Origin of the sequence: Nonomuraea turcica (assembly GCF_030718205.1) — a bacterium.
GTDB lineage: Bacteria > Actinomycetota > Actinomycetes > Streptosporangiales > Streptosporangiaceae > Nonomuraea.
The window spans coordinates 368,747-388,638 of the sequence record NZ_JAUZQF010000010.1 but is presented as its reverse complement, the minus strand read 5'-3'; the positions used below and the strand labels follow the sequence as shown (position 1 = coordinate 388,638).

Here is a 19,892-nt window from a genome sequence, read left to right as displayed (position 1 = left end):
CCCTCAGCCCCGTCTTACGGGCATTTCCAGAATGGTGCGCAACTGGTAGCGGTCGGCGCGATAGGTGGACACGCCCAGTTCCGCGCAGACGCCGCCGGAGAACGACCTGCGCTGCAGCAGCAGCACGGCGCCGCCACGCGGCAGCTTCAGCAGATCGGCGTCGCTCGGGTCGGCGATGCCGCCGTCGATGGTGAGCTCGCCGGCGTCCATGACCAGGCCGTAGCGGCTCTCCAGCAGCTCGTACAGCGACTTGTCCGACAGGTTGTGCTCGGCCAGGTCGGGGGCGAGTTTGACCGGGATGTGCGCCCGCTCGATGGACAGCGGCTCCCCGTCGGCCATCCGGAGCCGCTCGATGAAGTGCACCTCCTCGCCCGGCTGGATCCCCAGCTCCTTGGCCAGGTGGGCGCTGGCGCGCACGATCCTCCTGTCGAGGTCGCGCGATCCGGGAACCATTCCGCGGGCCCTCATGTCGTCGGTGAACGACGTCAGCTGCAGCGCCAGCTCGATCTTCGGCCGGGCCACGAACGTGCCCTTGCCCGGCACGCGGTGCAGGCGGCCCTCGGACACGAGATGGTCGACGGCCTGCCGCACGGTCATGCGGGACAGGCCGAAGCGCTGGCACAGCTCGCGCTCGGACGGGATGGCGGCGCCGATGCTCAGCTCGTCGCTGTCGATGAGGTCCAGCAGGATCTCGCGAAGCTGGAAGTATTTGGGCACCGGGCTGTCCGGATCGATGTGCGCCACGCATCCTCCTCTCGTCTCGTCGCTATCTGGACAATAGGCTATGGTTCGTACTGGTCTAGTCCGGACTAGACCACATCACGCGAAAGACGGTCAAGCCCGAAGGGGAACGAGCCCACGATGACCACGAAGATGCGCAGCGAGATCGCCGAGCAGCCGGCCGCGCTGCGGGCCACACTGGACTCCCTGCTCCCCAGGATCGACGAGGTGAGAGCGGTGGGCGAGCAGACCCGCCAGCTGCTGTTCATCGCGCGGGGCACCTCCGACAACGCAGCAGTGTACGGCCGCTACCTGGTCGAATCGCACACGGGCCGGCTGGCCGCCCTGGCCGCGCCGTCGATCGCGACCACGTACAAGCGCAAGCTGGACCTGGACGGCGTGCTGGCCGTGGCGATCTCGCAGTCGGGGCGGACCGAGGAGATCGTCGAGACGCTGGCCTGGGCCAAGGACTGTGGGGCCGCGACGGTCGGCATCACCAACGGGGGCCCGGACAGCCCGCTCGCGCACGCCTCCGACGTGGCGCTGTGCACGGAGGCGGGGGAGGAGAAGGCGGTCCCCGCGACCAAGACGTACACGACGCAGCTGGCCGCGCTGGCCGTGCTCGCGCTGGGGCTGGGCGCCGACGTGGACGTGGCCGAGCTGCTGCGGGTGCCGGAGGCGGTGGAGAAGCTGATCGCCGAGCCGGGTGAGGTCGAAGCGGTGGTCGAGGGGCTGCTGGACAAGCCGGGCGTGGTCGTCTCCGGGCGCGGGCTGGCGTTCTCGACGGCGCTGGAGACGGCGCTCAAGCTCAAGGAGGCCTGCTACCTGCACGCCATGGGCCTGTCGTACGCCGACCTGCTGCACGGCCCCATCGCCGTGGTCGACGCCGACACCCCGGCGCTGCTGGTCGCCGCCGAGAACAGCCCGACGCTGTCCGGCACGGTCGCGCTGGCCGAGCGGGTGGTGGCCGCGGGGGCGGCGGCGTACACGATCGGGGGCGGGGACGCGCTCGCCCGGGCGGGCACGGCCGCGCTCAACGGCCCCGACCTGCCCGAATGGGTGGCGCCGATGGGGCTGATCGTCCCTGGGCAGCTGCTCACCGAGGCGCTCGCCCGCCGGCTCGGCATCGACCCCGACGCGCCGCGCGGTTTGAACAAGGTCACCCAGACCGACTGATTTAACCTGGTCACAAGAGCTAGGGAGGCCGGATGGCGGCGGATGCGAACGCGATCATCGCCGGGCTCGGTGGCGCCGACAACATCATCGACATCGAGCCCTGCATCACCCGCTTGCGTACGGAGGTCCACGACGCGTCCAAGGTCGACCAGGCCGCGCTCAAGGCGGCCGGCGCGCATGGCGTGATGGCCGCGGGGAATGTGGTCCAGGTCGTCGTCGGGCCGGAGGCGGACACGATCGCCAGCGACATCGAGGACATCATCGGCTGAGGCGAGACCATGACGACTGTTCTCGCCCCGGTTGAGGGGGCAGCTGTGGGGTTGGCCGCCGTGCCCGATCCGGTGTTCTCCGCGGGCATGGTGGGGCCGGGAACGGCGATCGATCCGCTGCGAGGGCCGGGCAAGGCTGTGGCCCCCATCGCGGGAAAAATCATGAAATTGCATCCGCATGCGTACGTCATCGTGGGGGACGACGGCAAGGGTGTGCTGGTGCATCTGGGCATCGACACGGTCCAGCTCAAGGGGAAGGGGTTCCAGCTGCTGGCGGCGGAGGGTGACAGGGTGAGCGCGGGCCAGCCGGTCGTGGCGTGGGACCCGGCGACGATCGAGGCGGGCGGCCGCTCGCCGGTCTGCCCGGTGGTCGCGCTCGACGCCCTGTCGGAGGCCGTGACCGGGGTCGCCGAGGGGACCGTGCATGTCGGAGACGAGCTCTTCCGATGGGAATAGGACTCGCGTTTTTCGACACAATATGCACGGCAGTCGCAACCACGCGCGTCCAGCTGGTCTGGACCGGCACAGAAGGAGAAGTCGATGGGTGAGCGCAAGGTCACCGTGGCGGCGGAGGTGGGGCTCCATGCCCGCCCCGCGGCGACGTTCGTGCAACGGGCGATGAAGGCCCCGATGGACATCACGGTGGCGAAGATGAACAGCGCGAAGGCCCCCGTCAGTGGCAAGAGCATCCTCGCGATCATGGCGCTGGACGTCAGGCAGGGCGAGACCGTGGTGATCAGCGCGGAGGGCGAGGGCTCGGAAGAGGTCCTCGACGAGCTGGCCGAGATCGCCGGTACGCCGTGAACCTCCGGGGGGTGGGGGTCAGCCCGGGCATCGGGCACGGCCCCGCGTACGTGTTGACCGTCTCTGTGCCCGAACCCCCCAAGGGCGCCACGTACACCGGCGAGGCGGATCAGGAGAAGGAGCGCGCGATGGCCGCGCTCCGGCAGGTCGCGGGCGAGCTGGAGGCTCGCGGCAACCAGGCGGGCGGCGAGGCCGAGGAGATACTCAAGGCCCAGGCGCTGATGGCCGAGGACCCCGGTCTGGTCGTGAAGGTGCGTACCCTCATCGACCGGGGCTTGGCCGCACCTAGGGCGGTTTTTGAGGCATTCACGAAATATCGGGACGTGCTGGCCGGGTCCGGGGGCTACCTGGGCGAACGGGCCGCCGATCTGAACGACATCAGGGACCGCGTGATCGCGCTGCTGTACGGGCAGGCGATGCCGGGGTTGCGGGGGGCGCCCGCGGAGCCGTACGTGCTGGTCGCCAGGGATCTCGCGCCTGCCGACACCGCGTTGCTGGCCAAGGGGCAGATCGCGGCGTTCGTCACCGAGGAAGGCGGTCCCACCAGCCACACCGCGATCCTGGCCAGGGCCATGGGTGTGCCTGCCGTCGTGGCCTGCCGAGGGGCGACCGGCATCCCGAACGGCGTCCGGGTGATGGCCGACGGCACCTCCGGCGACGTACGGGTGGAACCGGCCGAGTCGGACGTCGCCGACGCGCTCATCGCGGCCACGGCCAGGCAGGCGGCGATGGCGTCCGCGCGGGGGCCGGGCAGGACCGCCGATGGGCACCCGGTTCCGCTGCTCGCGAACGTCGGCGGGCCCGCCGAGCTGGAGGCCGCCGTGGCCGCGGGGGCCGAGGGGATCGGGCTCTACCGGACCGAGTTCCTCTTCCTCGACCGGGCCGAGCCGCCTTCTCTGGAGGAGCAGACGCGGGCCTACCGGGCGGCTGTGGAGGCGTTCCCCGGGGGGAAGGTGGTCGTGCGGACGCTGGACGGAGGTGCGGACAAGCCGCTGGCGTTCCTGCCTACCGCGGCCTCGGATTCGGCCGCCTCGGCCTCTGCCTCAGCCGCGCCCTCTGCCTCAGCCTCAGCCTCGGTTGAGCCGAATCCGGTGCTCGGGGAGCGCGGGCTGCGGAGGCTCAGGAGATTTCCCGAGGTGTTGGACGCGCAGCTGGCGGCGATCGCGGCCGTGGCGTCCGAGGATCTCCTGGTGATGGCGCCGATGGTGGCCACGGGGGAGGAGGCCGCGTGGTTCGCGCGGTCGTGCCGGGGCAGGGGGCTGGCAGGCGTCGGCGTGATGATCGAGATCCCGGCGGCTGCGCTGCGGGCCAGGGACTTGCTGGCGTCTGTGGACTTTGTCTCGATCGGCACCAACGACCTCGCCCAGTACGCCTTCGCCGCCGACCGCCAGCTGGGCGCCGTGAGCGCGCTGCACGATCCGTGGCAGCCCGCGCTGCTCGACCTGGTGGCCATGACCGCGCGTGCCGCGTCCGCGGCGGGCAAGCCGTGCGGGATCTGCGGCGAGTCGGCCGCCGATCCGGCCATGGCCTGCGTGCTGGTCGGGCTCGGTGCCTCGACGTTGTCGATGGGGGCCGGCGCGCTTGCTGCCGTACGCGCCGCGCTGGCCGCGCACACGCTCACGCAGTGCCGGCTGGCTGCCGACGCGGCGCGGGCGCGTACGACGCCGGCCGACGCCCGTGCCGCGGCCCGCGTCCACCTCCCCGCGCTCGCCCATCTCGGGCTGTAACGGCCCGCGACGCTTCTTCCGGCTCGGGATGGCAGCACGTCGGCCGTCCGCCGTGACCGCCGACCGCTGTCGCCGGCCCGCTGTCGCCGGCCCGCTGTCGTGGACGCGCTGTCGTGGACGCGCTGTCGCCGGCCCGCTGTCGTGGACGCGCTGTCGTGGACGCGCTGTCGCCGGCCCGCTGTCGTGGACGCGCTGTCGCCAGCCCGTTGTCGCCGGCCCGTTGTCGCCAGCCCGTTGTCGTCGGCCCGTTGTCGTCGGCCCGCTGTCGTCGGCCCGTTGTCGGTCGTCCGCCGCCGTGATCGCCGGCCCGCTGTCGTCGGCCCGCTGTCGGTCGTCCGCCGCCGTGATCGTCGGCCCGCTGCCGTGGGCGTGGTGCCGTCGGTCTGCGGTCGTGGACGTGGTAGTAGGTCCGCGTGGTCGCGGGCGCGGTGTCGTCGGTCTGCGTGGTAGCGGGCGCGCCGTCGTCGGCCTGCGTGGTCGCTGACCTGCTCTCACCGGCCTGCTCTCACCGGCCGGGGTGGCTCGGCCGCATCGGGCTGTGGCGCGCTGCTTGCTGAGCGGCTCGGCTCGGATCGGCCGGCCTGAGCTGTGGCTGGTTGCTTGTGTGAGCGGTCCGGCTGGGCTGGGGCTGGTTGCCTATGTGAGCGGCCGGGCTGGGCTGGGGCTGGTTGCTTGTGTGAGCGGCTGGGCTGGTCTGCGGCGGTGGGCGTCCGCGTGGTGCCGGCCCGGTGGGTTTCGCTGGGCGCGGAAACGGGCGGGTCGGGCGTAGCGGGGCGCTTCGCTTGCGCGCCGGCCCAGCAGGGTCGTCGGATGGATACCTTTGGAGGCATGCTTCGACGGATCGGTACGGCAAGCCTCCTGGTGATCGCTCTGGCGGCCTGCGGCAATGGCGGCGGCGCGGCGGGGGCGACCCCGATCGGGGGCAAGGCCGCACCGCCCGCGCCCCCCACGCAGAGCTCGTCCCAAGCGCAGGCCCAGCCGGATCCGGTCGAGCGCGTGCTGTCGAAGATGAGCGTCGAGGAGAAGGTCGGCCAGCTGTTCATGCCCGTCCTGTATGGCTCGTCCGCCGACACGGCCTCGGGCGAGAATCAGGCGAGATACGCCGCCCAGACCCCCGCCAAGGTGATCGCCAAATACCACCTTGGGGGCGTGATCCTCTTCCCGCACAACGTCAAGAGCGTCGGCCAGGTCGTCGGCCTCACCAACGGCATGCAGCGGGCGTCGAAGCAGGTCCCGCTGCTGATCGGCACCGATCAGGAAAACGGCCTGGTGTCGCGGATGTCCGCGCTCATGACGGACTTTCCCGGTGCGTCCCAGATCGGCGCCACCAAGGACGCGGAGCTGTCGCGTGCCGTGGCCGAGGCCACCGGCGAGGAGTTGCGTGCGCTCGGCGTCAACCTGGACTTCGCTCCGGTCGCCGACGTGAACGTCAATCCGAATAACCCGGTCATCGGCCCCCGGGCGTTCGGCAAGGACCCGAAGCAGGTGGCCACGATGGTCGAGGCGGCGGTCAAGGGGTTCGCCGACGCGAAGGTGGCCGCCACCGCCAAGCACTTCCCCGGCCACGGCGACACCACCGTCGACAGCCACACCGGCCTGCCCGTGATCAAGCACTCGAAGGCCGAGTGGGAGCGTATCGACGCGCCCCCGTTCAAGGCCGCGATCGACGCCGGGGTGGACGCCGTGATGAGCGCCCACATCGTCTTCCCCAAGCTCGACCCGTCGGGCGACCCGGCCACGTTGTCCAAGCCCATCCTGACCGGCCTGCTTCGGGAGAAGCTCGGCTTCAAGGGCGTGATCTCCACGGACGCCCTCAACATGGCCGGCGTGCGGCAGAAATACAACGACGGCGAGATCGCGGTCCGCGCCGTGCTGGCCGGCGCTGACCTGCTGCTCATGCCGAACGACCTGCCCAAGGCCTACCAGGCGGTGCTGGCGGCGGTGAAGTCAGGGCGGATCAGCAAGGAGCGCCTCGACCAGTCGGTGACCCGGTTGCTCACGCTCAAGCAGGCCAGGGGATTGCTGACCGAGGCGCCCGCGGCATCGGCCGAGGAGGCGGCCCGCGTGCTGCGCTCCGCCGAGCATCGCAAGCTGGCCGCCCGCGTCGGGGGTTAACGCGCACGATTTTCGGTCAGGCGTCACGGCTCCGCAGCAGCAGCCAGCCGGTCAGCAACGCCGCGGCCGCCCACGCGGCGAGCACGCCCAACCCTGCCCATGGACCGAGGGGCAGAACGGCGGTGTCGGTGGTGGCCTGGACGGCCAGTCCCGCGTTGGTCGGCGAGATGCTCCAGAGGAAACGCTGGGTGTCCTCGTCGGCGACCATGCGGATGGCGATCGGGAACAGATAGAGCAGGCCGAGCACGACGCCGGTGGCCGCCGCGGAGTCGCGTACCGCGATGGCGACGCCCACGCTGAGCAGGGCGATCAGCCCGAGATAGAGCACCGAGCCGACGGCGGCGCGCAGCGTCGGCCCGTCGGCCAGGGACAGAGGCGCGTAACCGTGTTCGGCGGTGAAGCCGCTCCACGGCAGGAGCAGGCGCCCGGCCAGCACGGATCCGAGCACCGCGATCGTTCCGGCGGCTAGCGTCAGGCCGGTGAGTACGCTCGCCTTGGCGGCCAGCAGGGTGGTCCTGCGCGGCATCGCGGCGAGGCTGGTGCGGATCAGGCCCGTGCTGTACTCGCCGCAGACCGCCGGGACGGCCAGCAGCGCGACCATGGCCTGGCCCAGCTGCACGCCCATGAGGCCGAGCCGGGTGGCGTCATGGCCGCAGCCGGCCGACGCGCAGGTCACGGTAGTGGCGGCCGCGGCGCTGAGTGCCACGGTGAGCACCACCACCCCGGCCAGCAGCCAGCCGGGCCCCGGGACGGTGCTCAGTTTCGTCCACTCGGCGTGGATCGCCCGCCTCATACGTCGCTCCGGCGCAGCCGGTGCACGGCCAGCGCGAGGGCCAGCGCGGCGTACCCGCATGTCACGGCGAAACCGGCCCACGGCGCGAGCGGGTAGTAACCGGCCACCGGCGCGTAGTGGGCGGTCACCTGTGGGTACTCGGGGATGCTCTGCTGGATCGCGAACCCGGCGGCAGGCGTGACCCGCAGCAGCCAGTCCGACACGGACTCGGGCAGGATGGACGCGGTCGCCAGCACGTACGGGACCAGGATCGCCGCGATCGCCACGATGACCGCCATTGCGCTGCGCCGGAACAACGAGCCGAGGGCGAGGGCGAAAATGGCGGCCACGGCGAGCAGCGCCGCGACGCCGGCGACGACGCGCAGCTCGGTGAGCGCGGACACCGGGAGCGTGTAGATGTTGTTGCCCCGCAGGACTTGCCGGCCGATCGGCAGCGTGACGGCGGTGGCGGCCAGCCCGGCGACGAAGGTCACCGTGCCGATCACGACGGCCTTGGCCGCCAGCACCCGGCCGCGCCGCGGGCTGGCGAGCAACGTCGTGCGGATCAGCTGCCGCCGGTACTCGGCGGTCACGAACAGCACCGCCACCACGATCACTACGATCAGCCCGAACATCGTGCCGGTCAGCGTGCGTTCGACGGTGCCTTCTTCGGTGATCGGCGCGATGTCGCCGACTCCGGTGATGGTGAACGTGCCCCCGGAGCGCTCCAGCCTGCCCGGGTGATGGGGCGTCACACCGTCGAGGCCGGTCGTGACTCCGATGTCGTCGATCTTCCACGTGCCGCCGGTTCCCGTTCCCCGCACGCCGACCTCGTCCAGGACGGCGGTGGCCTCCGTGAAACGGGACGCCGCGGTGGACCCGCCGATGGTGTTCCGCGTCACCGTCAGGTCGCCGGGGGAGGCGGCGAACAACCCGATCCGGGCCTGAGTGGGCAGCCCGGCCAGGCGGGCCGTGCCGACCCGGGTCCACTGCCTGCCGTCGGGTGACTCCTCGCCGGTGATCGCGTCGCCCGTGCGGGTCAGCCGCAACCAGCGTGGGGACTGCGCCGACACGCCGCCCGGGCGGCCCGCCACGTCCTTGGTGAAGTTGTGCTGCATCCGCACGCCGTGACTGCCGGTCATCATCACCGCCGCGTAGGGAGCGCCCTGCTCGGTGCTCTCCTTGATCATGACCCCGGCCTTCGCCCAGGGCACGACACCCGTGACGACGTTCCTGACGCCGGGAGTGGCGTCGGGCTTGCGGATCTGGCCGGTCATGGAGTTCACGCGTACGGTGATGCTGCCGTCCCCGTCCAGCGGCTGGTGCACGAAATAGAACCTGTCCCGCACCGCCTCGCCGCCGGGTCCCAGGATGGGGGCGGGACACGGCACCTCGACCGGCCCCTTCATGCAGGAGGAGTGGCTGCCCGTGGCGAACAGCAGCCCGAGCCCCATGATGAGCAGCGCCGTGACCACCGTGCCCGCCACCCAGCCGCGGACGGTGCGGAACTTGGTCCACTCGGCGCGCAGCAACTGCGCGAAGCCGTCGCGCCCGGGCCGCAGGTCCGAGCGGTAGGGGGTGACAGTGCTCATTGGGCCGCTCCACGGAACTCGACCGCGTCCCTGGTGAGGTCCAGGTACGCCTCTTCCAGCGTCGCGCGGTGCGCGCTCACCTCGGAGAACGGAATCGACTGCGCGCCCAGTAAGCGCACGATGTGCTCGGCCGCCAGCCCGGACACGGTGAGCGTGTCGCGGTCGGTGACGGTGACCGTGCCACCGGCCTGGGCCAGGGCCTGCATCGCCGCCGGCCGTTCCGGCGTACGCAGGGTCACCCGGCCGTCGGACGCGGCCGCGATCAGATCGGCCACGCTGGTGTCCGCCACCACCCGGCCCCGGCCCACCACCACGAGATGGCCCGCGGTGTCCTGGAGCTCGCTCATCAGGTGGCTGGACACCAGCACGGCACGTCCCTCGGCGGCCAGCGAACGCAGGAAGCCGCGGATCCACACGATGCCCTCGGGGTCGAGGCCGTTGAACGGCTCGTCCAGCATGAGCACCGGCGGGTCGCCGAGCAGCGCCGCGGCGATCCCGAGGCGCTGGCGCATGCCCAGGGAGAATCCGCCCGCCTTGCGCTTCGCCGCTGAGCGCAGGCCGACCTGCGCCAGTACCTCGTCCACCCGGCCGGCGGCCAGCCCTTGGGAGTGGGCCAGCCAGAGCAGGTGGTTGCGCGCGGTGCGGCTGGGTTGCAGCGCGCCGGCGTCCAGCAGCGCGCCGACGTGGCGCAGGGGGGTGGGCAGGCTCTGGTACGGTCGCCCGCCGATCAGGGCGTGGCCCTCGTCGGGCGCGTCCAAGCCGAGCACGACCCGCATCGTGGTGGACTTGCCCGCGCCGTTCGGCCCGACGAAACCGGTGACCTGGCCGGGGCGGACGGTGAAGGTCATCCCGTCCAGCGCCAAGGTCTGGCCGAACCGCTTGCGCAGCCCGCTGACTTCGATGGTTGCTTCCACGCCAGGCAGACTAGGCATCCGGCGTGGCCGTGGTCGTCACGCGGCGGAGCGATCTGCGTCGTCACTGGCGGCAGCTACGGGGGGTCCCTCGTGTGAGGGATGCCAGGATACGGCGGGGACCGTGACAATGGCTTTCGTGGAGCGCGCACGAGACCGGGGCTGGACCTGGCGAGGACACCGGGACCTGGCCGTCGGAGTGCTGCTTGCACTGCTCGTGCTGCTCGCGCTGGCCGAGTCGATCGGAGGGGGCAGCGAGACGCAGCCGGTCATCGGCCACACGGTGAGCGCCCCGGCCGGCGATCCGGCGGCCCGCACCGGAGCGTCGGCCGGCGATCCGGCGACCCGCACCGGTGGCCTGGCCCCGACCGGCGCCACCGACGCGCCGCCCACAGGAACGTCGACGGGGGACGGTCGCCGTGAGCCGATGGGTGCCGGCGAGGCGGCGCCGGTGGAGGCCGCCTTCGGGCCGCGCACCGGCTCTGGCGACCCGCCTCTCAACATCATGATCTTCGCGTTGCTCGCCCTGGCCACCACGCTTCCGCTCCCGCTGCTGTGGTCGCAGCCGCTCGTGGCCGCCGTCCTGATCTGCGTGGCGAGTGTGTTGTCGATCACGGGTTTCCACACGCTGACCGTGGCCGGCCTGATCGCGCAGCTGATCGCCGCCTATCGGTGCGGCCGCCATGGTCCGCCGACCCCGGCTGTGCTCGTCACCGTGCCGTTCCCGGTGCTGGCCGTGGCGCTGGAGCTCGCCGGCGCGACAGGCGGCGGCCAGGTCTGGGTCCTGACACTGCTGGCGGCCTGCCTGGCCCCTGCGGCCGCGCTGGCCGGGATCGCCCGCCGGGCCCGAGGCAAGGCCATGGCCGACACCGCCGCGCGGCAGGTGGTCGCGGACAGCCTGCTGGAGCACACCGCCCGTGGCGAGCGGGCCCGCATCGCCCGGGAGTTGCACGACGTCGTTGCCCACCACATCTCCATGGTCGCCGTTCAGGCGGAGACCGCCCGGTTGGCCGTCCCCGGGATGCCCGCTGCCGGCGCTGAGCGGCTGCTGGCGATCGGCGACACTGCCAGGGCGGCGCTGACCGAGATGCGGCGGCTGCTCGGCGTGCTGCGCGAGGACGCGCAGGCGGAGGCGACCTGGCGGCCGCAGCCGGGCCTGCGCCTGCACGAGCTCAACGAGTTGCTCGACGAGTCACGCGAGGCGTCGGGTGCCGGGACTCGGCTGATACTCCGCGGCGCGCCGGTCGAGCTCGACCCGGGGGTGGAGCTGGCGGCGTACCGGATCATCCAGGAGGCGCTGACCAACGCGCGGCGGCACGCGCCCGGTGCGGCCGTGGACGTGGAGTTGCACTACGCTGACGACGCCCTGCGGGTGATGGTCCGCGACAACGGGCCGGGACCGTCCGGCGGGAACCAGGCCGGCCATGGCCTGGCGGGTATGAGGGAGCGTGCCGTGGCCGTGGGTGGCGAGTTGCGGACCGGCCCCGCGCCCGGCGGCGGCTTCCTCGTCGAGGCACGCCTGCCCGGAAAGGACGCCGACGACGCGTCCATGACGGGCAACGGCCCCGTGACCGCCAACGCCCCCGTGACAGGAAAGGACGCCAGCGCCTCATGATCCGTGTGGTCATCGCCGACGATCACCTGGTCGTCCGGACCGGGTTCGCCGAGTTGCTCGACACCCAGCCGGACTTCGAGGTCGCCGGGACCGCAGCCGACGGGGCAGAGGCGGTGCGGATCTGCCGGGAGCTGGCCCCCGACGTCGTGCTCATGGACGTGCGCATGCCGGGCATGGGCGGGATCGAGGCCACCAGGCAGCTCGCCGGGGCCGGTGCGGACGGGCCGCGGGTACTCATCCTGACGACGTTCGACCTGGACGAGTACGTCTACGACGCGTTGCGCGCCGGGGCCAGCGGCTTCCTGCTCAAGGACGTCACCGCCGAGCGGCTCTTCGACGCGGTACGGGTGATCGCCGCCGGCGAGGCACTGCTGGCGCCGGCGGTCACCAAGCGGCTGATCAGCGAGTTCGCCCGCCTCGGCCCGAGATCGCAGGCACCCGCGCTGTCGACGCTGACGCCGCGCGAGACGCAGGTGCTCCGGCTGGTCGCCGAGGGGCTGTCCAATCCGGAGATCGCGGTCCGGCTGGTGGTCACGGAGGAGACGGTCAAGACCCACGTCAGCCGAGTTCTGAACAAGCTCGGGCTGCGCGACAGGACGCAGGCCGTCGTCACCGCGTACGAGACGGGCCTGGTCGTGCCGCGCAGCCGGTCATGAACTTAGAAATCGAAGTCGTCGATGTTGTCCTTGTTGAACACGGTCGGCTTGCCGAGCAGCACCTCGCCCTTGGCCCCGATCGTGTACTCGCCCAGCTTGCCCGCCTTGAACTTCTCGCCCTCGGCGCCGGTGATCTGCCCGGAGGCCAGGGCGGCGCCCGCGTACGAGGCGAGGTAGCCCAGGTCGGCCGGGTTCCACAGCTCGAAACCGTCGATTGTGCCGTCCTTGACGAACTTGCGCAGCTGGTTCGGCGTGCCGAGCCCGGTCAGCTTGACCTTGCCCTTGTACGGCGAGTCCGACAGGTAGCGGGCGGCCGCCGCGATGCCCACGGTCGTGGGGGAGATGATGCCCGCCAGATCCGGGTACGAGCGCAGCAGACCCTGGGTCTCGGTGAAGGACTTCTGGTCGTCGTCGTTGCCGTAGGCGACCTTGACCAGCTCCATGTCCTTGTACTCGGGCTTCTTGAGCTCGTCCTTCATGAACTCGATCCAGGTGTTCTGGTTGGTCGCGTTCGGCGTGGCGGACAGGATGGCGATCTTGCCCTTGTGGCCGATCTGCTCGGCCAGGAGCTGCACCTCCGTACGGCCGAGGTCCTCGGGGCTGGCCTGGTTGACGAACACGTCCCGGCCCTCGGGGGCGGTGTCGGAGTCGTAGCTGACGACCTTGATGCCGGCGGCCCTGGCCTGCTTGAGCGCGGGCACGACGGCGTTGGGGTCGTTGGCGGAGATGACGATGGCGTCCTGCTTCTGCTGGATCAGCGTGTTGATGTAGGACACCTGCGAGGAGGCGCTGGCCTCGGACGGGCCGACCTCCTTGCCCTCGCCGCCGAACTCCTTGGCGGCCTCGACGCCGCCGTTGTCGGCGATCGTGAAGTACGGGTTGTTCACCTGCTTCGGCAGGAAGGCGATCTTCAGTCCCTGCTTGAGCGGGGCGTTCGGGTTGGCCGCGGCCGACGACGCGGCGGTGGCCGGGGCGGAGGACTGCTGCTGTTGCACGTCGGTCCTGGTGGTGCCGCCGCACGCGGCCGTCATCAGGACGAGCCCGGCCAGGAGTGCTGTATGACGCATTCCCATTTTCTTCATGGGGACTTCCCTTCCATTTGTGGTGATGTGCGCCGTCGCCAGACCGCCCCCAAGTTAGGCGCCAGCACGGACGCGACGAGGAGCAGGCCCGTCACGAAATTGAGCACCTCGTTGGCCACGTCCGCCAGGATCAGCGCGTTGCGGACGACGCCGAGGAGCAGGACGGCCATGAGGACGCCGGGCAGTGAGCCGCGGCCGCCGAAGATCGACACTCCGCCGAGGAGCACGGCGGCCACGACGGCCAGTTCCAGGCCGACGCCGTTGTCGGCACGCGCGCTGGCGTACCTGAACGTGTAGACCAGCGAGGCGAGCGAGGCCATGACCCCGGAGGCCACGAACAACCAGAACTTGATGCGCTTGACCCGGATCCCGGAGAAGTACGCCGCCTCCTCGTTCGAGCCGAGCGCGAAGATCGACCGGCCGAGGCCCGTCGCGTGCAGCACCACGGCGGCCACCGCCGCCAGCAGCGCCACCAGCACCGTCATCAGCGGCACCGGGCCGATGGAGGCCGTCGCCAGGCTCGTGTAGGCCGGCGGCAGGTCGGCCACCGCCTGGTCGCCCAGCATCACGTACGCCAGACCCCGGAACAGGGCGAATGTCCCGATCGTCACCGCCAGGGAGGGGAGACCGAGGCGGGTGACCAGCAGGCCGTTGAACGCGCCGCACAGGGCGCCCACCAGCAGGCAGATCGGCATGATCGCCTCGATCGGCAGCCCGGAGTTCCACAGCCAGCCCAGCACGGCACAGGACAGGCCGAGCGTGGAGGCCACGGACAGGTCGATCTCGGCGGCCACGATGACCAGGGTCATGGTCAAGGCCATGAGGGCGATCTCAGTGGTGTCGAGCAGCAGGAACGACACGTTGGAGCCGTTGGCGAACCCGTCCACGCCCAGCGACGCCCAGACGACGACGCCGACGAGCAAGGCGAGGATCAGCGTCTCCCACCGGCGGAACAGGTCAGTGGTCGCCGACTGGCGGAGCCGGTCAGTGGTCATCGTGGAACCTCCGGCGGCGGAGTGCGGCGGCCACCCGCAGGGCGAGCAGCCGGTCGAGGACGATGGCGGCGATCAGCAGGGCGCCGTTGATGGCGGTCTGGGCGAGTGCGTCCACCCGGAGCACGGCCAGCGCGCTCGTGATGCTCGCCAGCAGCAACGCCCCCAGGGCGGCCCCGTAGACCGTGCCGCTGCCGCCGAAGATCGCCACGCCGCCCACCACGACGGCCGCGATCACGTCGAGCTCCTTGCCGGTGGCCACGGTGGCGTCCACGGTGCCGAAGCGGGCCGCCCACATGACGCCGGCGAGCCCTGCCAGCGCGCCGTTGGCGACGAACGCCGCCATGATCCGCCGCTGTACCCGGATCCCGGCCAGCACCGCGGCCTCGGGGTTGGAGCCGATGGCGTACAGCTCGCGGCCGGCGCGCAGATTGCGCAGCATCCAGCCGACGACCAGCAGGACGACCAGGGCGACCAGCGCGAGCAGCGGCATTCCGAGCACCGAGCGCGAGCCCAGGGACAGGAAGCCGTCGGGCATGTCGGCCGCGTTGACCTGCCGCCCGCCCGCCCAGGCGTAGTCGATGCCGCGGAAGGCGTACAGGGTGCCGAGCGTGGCCACCAGGGCGGGCACCTTGGCCACCCCGACGAGCAGCCCGTTGATCGCCCCGCAGGCCGCGCCGAGCACCACGCAGCCGGCGATCACGACGGGGATCGGCACGCCGGGGTTGTCGGCGAGGACGAGCGCGCCCCCGAACGCCGACAGCCCGACCACCGAGCTGACCGACAGGTCCACGTTCCGGGTGATCACGACGAGTGTCTGGCCGACGGCGAGCATGGCCACGATGGCGGAATTGAGCAGGATGTCGCGCAGGCTGCCGTAGGTCAGGAAGCTCGGGTTCACCGCCCCCGTGACGCCGAACAGAACGGCGAGCGCGACCAGGATGCCCAGCTCCCGCACCCGCGCGACCATGTCGACGAGCCGCCGGCCGCCGTTGCGCGTGGCGCTCGCGGGCCGGGTCGCGGTGGCGGTCATCCGACATCCCTCCTTTCAGTGGTGGTCCTTCCGGTCGCGGCGGCCATCACGTTCTCCTCGGTGGCCTGCGCGCGGTCGATCTCGGCGACCAGCCGTCCTTCGTGCATGACGAGCACGCGGTCCGCCATGCCCAGCACCTCGGGCAGCTCCGACGAGATCATCAGCACCGCCACCCCGGTCCCGGCCAGCTCCGACAGCAGCCGGTGCACCTCGGCCTTCGTGCCCACGTCGATGCCCCGGGTCGGCTCGTCCACGATGATCACCGACGGCTTGCGTGCCAGCCACTTGGCCAGCACGACCTTCTGCTGGTTGCCGCCGGACAGCACGTTCACCGGGTCCGTCAGCTGGGCGAACTTCAGTTGCAGGCGTACCGCCCAGTCCTTGGCCCGCTGCCGCTCGGCGAGCCGTGAGATCAGCGGCCCACGGTGCAGGGCGGCCAGCCCGGCCAGGCCGATGTTGCGCTCGATCGACAGGTCCATGACGAGCCCTTGCTGGCGCCGGTCCTCGGGGACCAGGGCCAGCCCGGCGGCCATCGCCGCCGTGGGGCTGGCGGGCCGCAGTCGCTTGCCGTCCACCTCGACGCTGCCGGCGTCCCACCGGTCGATGCCGAACACGGCCCTGGCGACCTCGCTGCGCCCGGCTCCCACGAGCCCGGCCAGCGCCACGATCTCGCCCCGCCGCACCTCGAACGACACGTCGGTGAAGACGCCCTCGCGGGTGAGCCTGCGCACGCTCAGCGCCACCGCGCCGGCGGTCGTCTCCTGCTTGGGGAACAGTGCCTCCAGCTCCCTGCCCACCATGCGGCGCACCAGGTCGTCGGCCGTGATGTCGGCGATCAGGTCACTGGCGACGAAGCCGCCGTCCCGCAGGGTCGTGACCCGCTGGCACAGCTCGAACATCTCCTCTAGCCGGTGCGAGATGAACAGCAGCGCGCACCCCTGCTCGCGCAGCGCCTTGGCGACGCCGAACAGCCGGGCGACCTCCTTGCCGGACAGCGCGGCGGTCGGCTCGTCCATGATGAGTACCCTGGCCTGCCGCGACAGCGCCTTGGCGATCTCCACGAGCTGCTGGTCGGCGATCGACAGACCGCGGGCCGGCTGGTCGGGGTCGAGCTGCACGCCGAGCCTGGTGAACAACTCGGCGGCGCTCGTGCGCATGGCCCGCCGGTCGATGCCGAGGCGGCCACGAGGCTGGCGCCCCATGAAGATGTTCTCGGTGACCGACAGGTCGGGGAACAGGGTCGGCTCCTGGTAGATCACCGCGACACCGGCCTGCTGCGCGTCGGCGGGACCGGCGAACTCCACCGGCGCGCCGTCCAGCAGGATCTCTCCGGAGTCAGGCCGGTGCACGCCCGAAAGGATCTTCACGAGCGTGGACTTGCCCGCGCCGTTCTCGCCGGCGAGGGCATGGACCTCGCCCGCATACAGTTCTAGAGAGACCTCGCGTACGGCCCGCACCGCGCCGAACGCCTTGCTGACCCGTGAGAGGGACAGCACGGGAGTATCTGGCATGCCACACCCTGGCAAAATCGTTTTAATCGGTGGATGGAAAGTAAGGCAGTAACCAGGGGCGCGTCAATGCCCTGTTAAGGGCGGCTTTCCGGAAAGTTGCGATGTGTCCGAGCGTTAAGCTGATTGTTACGTTTTAACAACAGCTCTGGTGGGAACCGTGGGACCCGCCGGCGCCGAGCAGGGGTTGCGGCGGTATCTACCGGGCGCCAGGCCGTACTGCCGCTTGAACGCGTTGGCGAACGCGAACTCCGAGCCGTAGCCCGCACGGACCGCGATCTCGCTCAGCGGCGCGTCCGACTCCCGCAGCAGCCGCCCCGCGCTCGACAGACGCCACCAGGTCAGGTACGCCAGCGGTGGCTGCCCCACCAGGGCGGTGAACCGGCGCGCGAACGCCGCCCGCGACGACCTCGCACGCCCGGCAAGCTCCGCCACCGTCCACGGATACGCCGGATCGCGGTGCATGGCGTCGAGTGCGGCGCTGATGCCCGGATCGGCCAGCGCCTGCGCCCAGCCCGAGACCGCACAGTGCCCGTGCTCGGCGTCGAACCAGGCCCGCAGGATGAACAGCAGCAGCATGTCCAGCAGCGACGAGACCACCGTGTCGGCGCCCAGCCGGGGACGCTGGATCTCCGCGCCCAGCAACTCCACGGCCGCCCGCAGCTCCGGGTTGCCGCCGAGCCTGGCCGGCAGGTGGATCAGCGCCGGCAGGTCATGCAAGATCGGATGGGTTTGGGTGGGGTCGAGCCGGTATCCGCCGCAGAGGAGGACCGTCACCGCGCCCGGGCCGCCGCCGGCCGACGCGGACGAGAACAGGTCGAGATCCTCCGTCAGCGGGTCGCATTGCGGCTCGGCCACCGGCGTGGACGGGCTGTCGGCCATGGCGTAGCTGCCGCCGTGCGGGAAGAACACCACGTCCCCGACGGACAGCGCGATCGGCTCCTCGCCAGGAGGGAGCAGCCAGCCCGACCCCTGCAGGACCACCTGGAACCCGGCCGACCCGGGGACGTCGGGGAAGCGCTGGCCCCAGGGCGCGCGCCATTCGACGCGGGCCGAGCGGGGCCGTCCGGCGCGCATGACGGCGATCACGTCGCTGAGTACGTCCATAGCGCGACTCTAGCGACTGAGACGATGACGTATGAATCTCAGATAGCAACGCATTGGGCATCTCTCCCGGCATCTCTACGGTTGTGCCCATGAAGCGAGTCCTGGTGACCGGCGCGACCGGAACCGTCGGCCGGCACGTCATGGCGTTGTTGAAGGAAGCCGGGGCCGAGCCCGTGGCCCTGAGCAGGAGCACGGGTGATCTGACCGATCCGGCCACGATGCCGCTCGACGGGGTGGAGGCGGTGTTCCTGGTGTGGCCGTTCGCCACGGCCGAGGGGGCGCGGGCGGTGGTCGATGCCGTCGCCGGGCGGGCCCGGCGTACCGGGAGGTCGGTCGGGGTCGGTTGGTCGGGGAAGATCGTCTATCTCTCGTCGGCGGCGCGGCGCGATCACGAACGCGAGGTCGAGCGGCTGATCGAAGAGTCGGGCACGGAGTGGACGTTCCTGCGCCCGCACGCCTTCGCGGCCAACGCCTTGCGGTGGGCTCGGCAGGTGCGGGCGGGTGCGGTGCGCGGCGCGTACGGGCAGGCCGCCGGCCCGGTGGTGCACGAGCGGGACATCGCGGCCGTGGCCGTGCGGGCGTTGCTGGACGAGGGGCACCACGGCGCGGCGTACGAGCTGACGGGCCCCGAAGCGATCACGCAGGCCGACCAGGTGCGGATCATCTCCGAGGTCACCGGGATACCCGCCCGCTGGGAGGAGATCCCGCTGGACCGCGCCCACCCGGACCTCCTGGCCAGGGGCTGGCCACCTGAGGCGGTGGACGGCGTCCTCCAGGCCCAGGCCGAGGGGAGCCGGGTGCAGGCATCGGTCACCTCGACGGTCGAGGAGGTCACGAAGAGCCCCGCGAGCACGTTCCGGCAGTGGGTGGTGGAGCACGCCGGCGCGTTCCGCACCCCTCCGAAGGCGGCGCCCACGATGCGGGCGGCACGTATCCACCGGTTCGGTGACGCCTCGATGATCCGCCAGGACGAGGTTCCCACCCCCCGTCCGGGACCTGGGGAGGTGCTCGTCGAGGTGGCGGCCACCTCGTTCAACCCGTCGGAGGTCGGCCTGCGCTCCGGGCTGCTTCCCGAGGTGTTCCAGGCGACCCTGCCGCACACGCTCGGCTGGGACGTCTCCGGCACGGTCGTCGAGACCGGCGCGGGCGTCACCACCCTGGTGCCGGGGGACCGGGTCTTCGGCATGGTGAGCGGCGCCGCGGCCGAGTACGTCGCCGCGCCCGCGGACGTCCTGGTCAAGGCGCCGGAGAGCATCCCGCTCGCGGACGCGGGCGCCATCCCCGTGGCCGGGCTCACCGCCTGGCAGGCGATCTTCGAGCACGCCCGCATCACGCCGGGGCAGCGCGTGCTGATCAACGGCGCGGGCGGCGGCGTCGGCCGGTTCGCCGTGCCGTTGGCCAAGCTGGCAGGCGCGCACGTGACCGCCACGGCCGGCCCGCGCAGCGCCGATGCGGTGAGACGGATCGGTGCCGACGAAGTCGTCGACTACACCGAGGCTCCGCTGCCCGGCGGCATGGACGTGCTGCTGAACCTGATCCCGATCCCTGAGGACGCGGCCAGAGCCCTGGCCGGGCTGGGCCGGGTGATCGTCACCATCGCCACCCCCATCGAGGGTGGCACACATTTCGTGATGCGTTACGACCCCGGACAACTGGTCGCGATGGCGGCCCTGATCGACGAGGGACGGCTCGCGGTGGAGGTCGCGGAGTCACACGCCCTGTCCGAGCTGCCCGAGATCCACCGCAGGGCGGAATCGGGCGACACGCACGGAAAAATCACGCTCTATCCCTAATTGGTCTGCGGCGGAAATGC

Annotated in this window: 18 protein-coding genes; 9 read left to right on the top strand and 9 right to left on the bottom strand. The window is 71.5% G+C overall.

Annotated elements, in window-relative coordinates:
• Window positions 1-3: 3 nt before the first annotated feature.
• The gene (locus tag Q9G87_RS27080; RefSeq protein ID WP_305919284.1) at window positions 4-744 is read right to left on the bottom strand and encodes a GntR family transcriptional regulator; all 741 of its coding nucleotides are present in this window, start codon (window positions 742-744) and stop codon (window positions 4-6) included.
• Between the two features lie 117 nt (window positions 745-861).
• Here Q9G87_RS27080 and Q9G87_RS27075 point away from each other — a divergent pair, with 117 nt between their 5' ends.
• The 6 genes from Q9G87_RS27075 (at window position 862) to nagZ (ending at window position 6,811) form a co-directional block, all read left to right on the top strand.
• Window positions 862-1,896 carry an SIS domain-containing protein gene (locus Q9G87_RS27075; RefSeq protein ID WP_305919283.1) on the top strand — a complete coding sequence of 345 codons (1,035 nt, stop codon included), beginning with the start codon at window positions 862-864 and terminating at the stop codon, window positions 1,894-1,896.
• 32 nt (window positions 1,897-1,928) lie between these two features.
• Window positions 1,929-2,165, top strand: a complete 237-nt coding sequence (locus Q9G87_RS27070) for a PTS glucose/sucrose transporter subunit IIB (RefSeq protein ID WP_305919282.1) — start codon at window positions 1,929-1,931, stop codon at window positions 2,163-2,165.
• Between the two features lie 9 nt (window positions 2,166-2,174).
• On the top strand, window positions 2,175-2,621 hold the full coding sequence (locus tag Q9G87_RS27065; RefSeq protein WP_305919281.1) for a PTS sugar transporter subunit IIA: 447 nt from the start codon (window positions 2,175-2,177) through the stop codon (window positions 2,619-2,621).
• A gap of 84 nt (window positions 2,622-2,705) precedes the next feature.
• On the top strand, window positions 2,706-2,969 hold the full coding sequence (locus Q9G87_RS27060; RefSeq protein ID WP_305919280.1) for an HPr family phosphocarrier protein: 264 nt from the start codon (window positions 2,706-2,708) through the stop codon (window positions 2,967-2,969).
• A gap of 11 nt (window positions 2,970-2,980) precedes the next feature.
• A complete protein-coding gene (locus Q9G87_RS27055) occupies window positions 2,981-4,696 on the top strand; it encodes a putative PEP-binding protein (RefSeq protein ID WP_305919279.1) in 1,716 nt (571 codons plus the stop codon).
• A gap of 828 nt (window positions 4,697-5,524) precedes the next feature.
• Window positions 5,525-6,811 carry a beta-N-acetylhexosaminidase gene (gene nagZ / locus Q9G87_RS27050; RefSeq protein WP_305919278.1) on the top strand — a complete coding sequence of 429 codons (1,287 nt, stop codon included), beginning with the start codon at window positions 5,525-5,527 and terminating at the stop codon, window positions 6,809-6,811.
• 16 nt (window positions 6,812-6,827) lie between these two features.
• Here the strand turns inward: nagZ and Q9G87_RS27045 are convergent, their stop codons facing one another.
• Genes Q9G87_RS27045 through Q9G87_RS27035 form a run of 3 tightly spaced genes read right to left on the bottom strand, consistent with a single transcriptional unit; the run spans window position 6,828 to window position 10,089 of the window.
• Window positions 6,828-7,604: an ABC transporter permease gene (locus Q9G87_RS27045; RefSeq protein WP_305919277.1), complete on the bottom strand. Its 777-nt coding sequence runs from the start codon at window positions 7,602-7,604 to the stop codon at window positions 6,828-6,830.
• Window positions 7,601-9,175, bottom strand: a complete 1,575-nt coding sequence (locus tag Q9G87_RS27040; RefSeq protein WP_305919276.1) for an ABC transporter permease subunit — start codon at window positions 9,173-9,175, stop codon at window positions 7,601-7,603. The genes Q9G87_RS27045 and Q9G87_RS27040 overlap by 4 nt, the downstream gene beginning before the upstream one ends.
• Entirely contained in the window at window positions 9,172-10,089 is a 918-nt protein-coding gene (locus Q9G87_RS27035) for an ATP-binding cassette domain-containing protein (protein ID WP_305919275.1), read from the bottom strand. The genes Q9G87_RS27040 and Q9G87_RS27035 overlap by 4 nt, the downstream gene beginning before the upstream one ends.
• 136 nt (window positions 10,090-10,225) lie before the next feature.
• Here Q9G87_RS27035 and Q9G87_RS27030 point away from each other — a divergent pair, with 136 nt between their 5' ends.
• Together Q9G87_RS27030 and Q9G87_RS27025 are read left to right on the top strand one after the other, a co-directional pair.
• Window positions 10,226-11,701, top strand: coding sequence for a sensor histidine kinase (locus tag Q9G87_RS27030; RefSeq protein ID WP_305919274.1), 1,476 nt, complete (start codon window positions 10,226-10,228; stop codon window positions 11,699-11,701).
• Entirely contained in the window at window positions 11,698-12,357 is a 660-nt protein-coding gene (locus Q9G87_RS27025) for a response regulator (protein WP_305919273.1), read from the top strand. The genes Q9G87_RS27030 and Q9G87_RS27025 overlap by 4 nt, the downstream gene beginning before the upstream one ends.
• 2 nt (window positions 12,358-12,359) lie before the next feature.
• Here Q9G87_RS27025 and rhaS read toward each other — a convergent pair whose 3' ends face one another.
• The 5 genes from rhaS to Q9G87_RS27000 form a co-directional block, all read right to left on the bottom strand.
• Window positions 12,360-13,424 carry a rhamnose ABC transporter substrate-binding protein gene (gene rhaS, locus Q9G87_RS27020; RefSeq protein ID WP_305919272.1) on the bottom strand — a complete coding sequence of 355 codons (1,065 nt, stop codon included), beginning with the start codon at window positions 13,422-13,424 and terminating at the stop codon, window positions 12,360-12,362.
• A gap of 11 nt (window positions 13,425-13,435) precedes the next feature.
• Window positions 13,436-14,434, bottom strand: coding sequence for an ABC transporter permease (locus Q9G87_RS27015; protein ID WP_305919271.1), 999 nt, complete (start codon window positions 14,432-14,434; stop codon window positions 13,436-13,438).
• On the bottom strand, window positions 14,424-15,464 hold the full coding sequence (locus tag Q9G87_RS27010) for an ABC transporter permease (protein ID WP_305919270.1): 1,041 nt from the start codon (window positions 15,462-15,464) through the stop codon (window positions 14,424-14,426). The genes Q9G87_RS27015 and Q9G87_RS27010 overlap by 11 nt, the downstream gene beginning before the upstream one ends.
• The gene (locus tag Q9G87_RS27005) at window positions 15,461-16,975 is read right to left on the bottom strand and encodes a sugar ABC transporter ATP-binding protein (RefSeq protein ID WP_305919269.1); all 1,515 of its coding nucleotides are present in this window, start codon (window positions 16,973-16,975) and stop codon (window positions 15,461-15,463) included. Before Q9G87_RS27005 ends, Q9G87_RS27010 begins: the two co-directional genes overlap by 4 nt.
• A 126-nt stretch (window positions 16,976-17,101) precedes the next feature.
• On the bottom strand, window positions 17,102-18,079 hold the full coding sequence (locus Q9G87_RS27000) for an AraC family transcriptional regulator (protein ID WP_305919268.1): 978 nt from the start codon (window positions 18,077-18,079) through the stop codon (window positions 17,102-17,104).
• Between the two features lie 89 nt (window positions 18,080-18,168).
• On the opposite strand from Q9G87_RS27000, the gene Q9G87_RS26995 reads away from it, so the two are divergent.
• Window positions 18,169-19,872: an alcohol dehydrogenase catalytic domain-containing protein gene (locus Q9G87_RS26995; protein ID WP_305919267.1), complete on the top strand. Its 1,704-nt coding sequence runs from the start codon at window positions 18,169-18,171 to the stop codon at window positions 19,870-19,872.
• Window positions 19,873-19,892 lie beyond the last annotated feature (20 nt).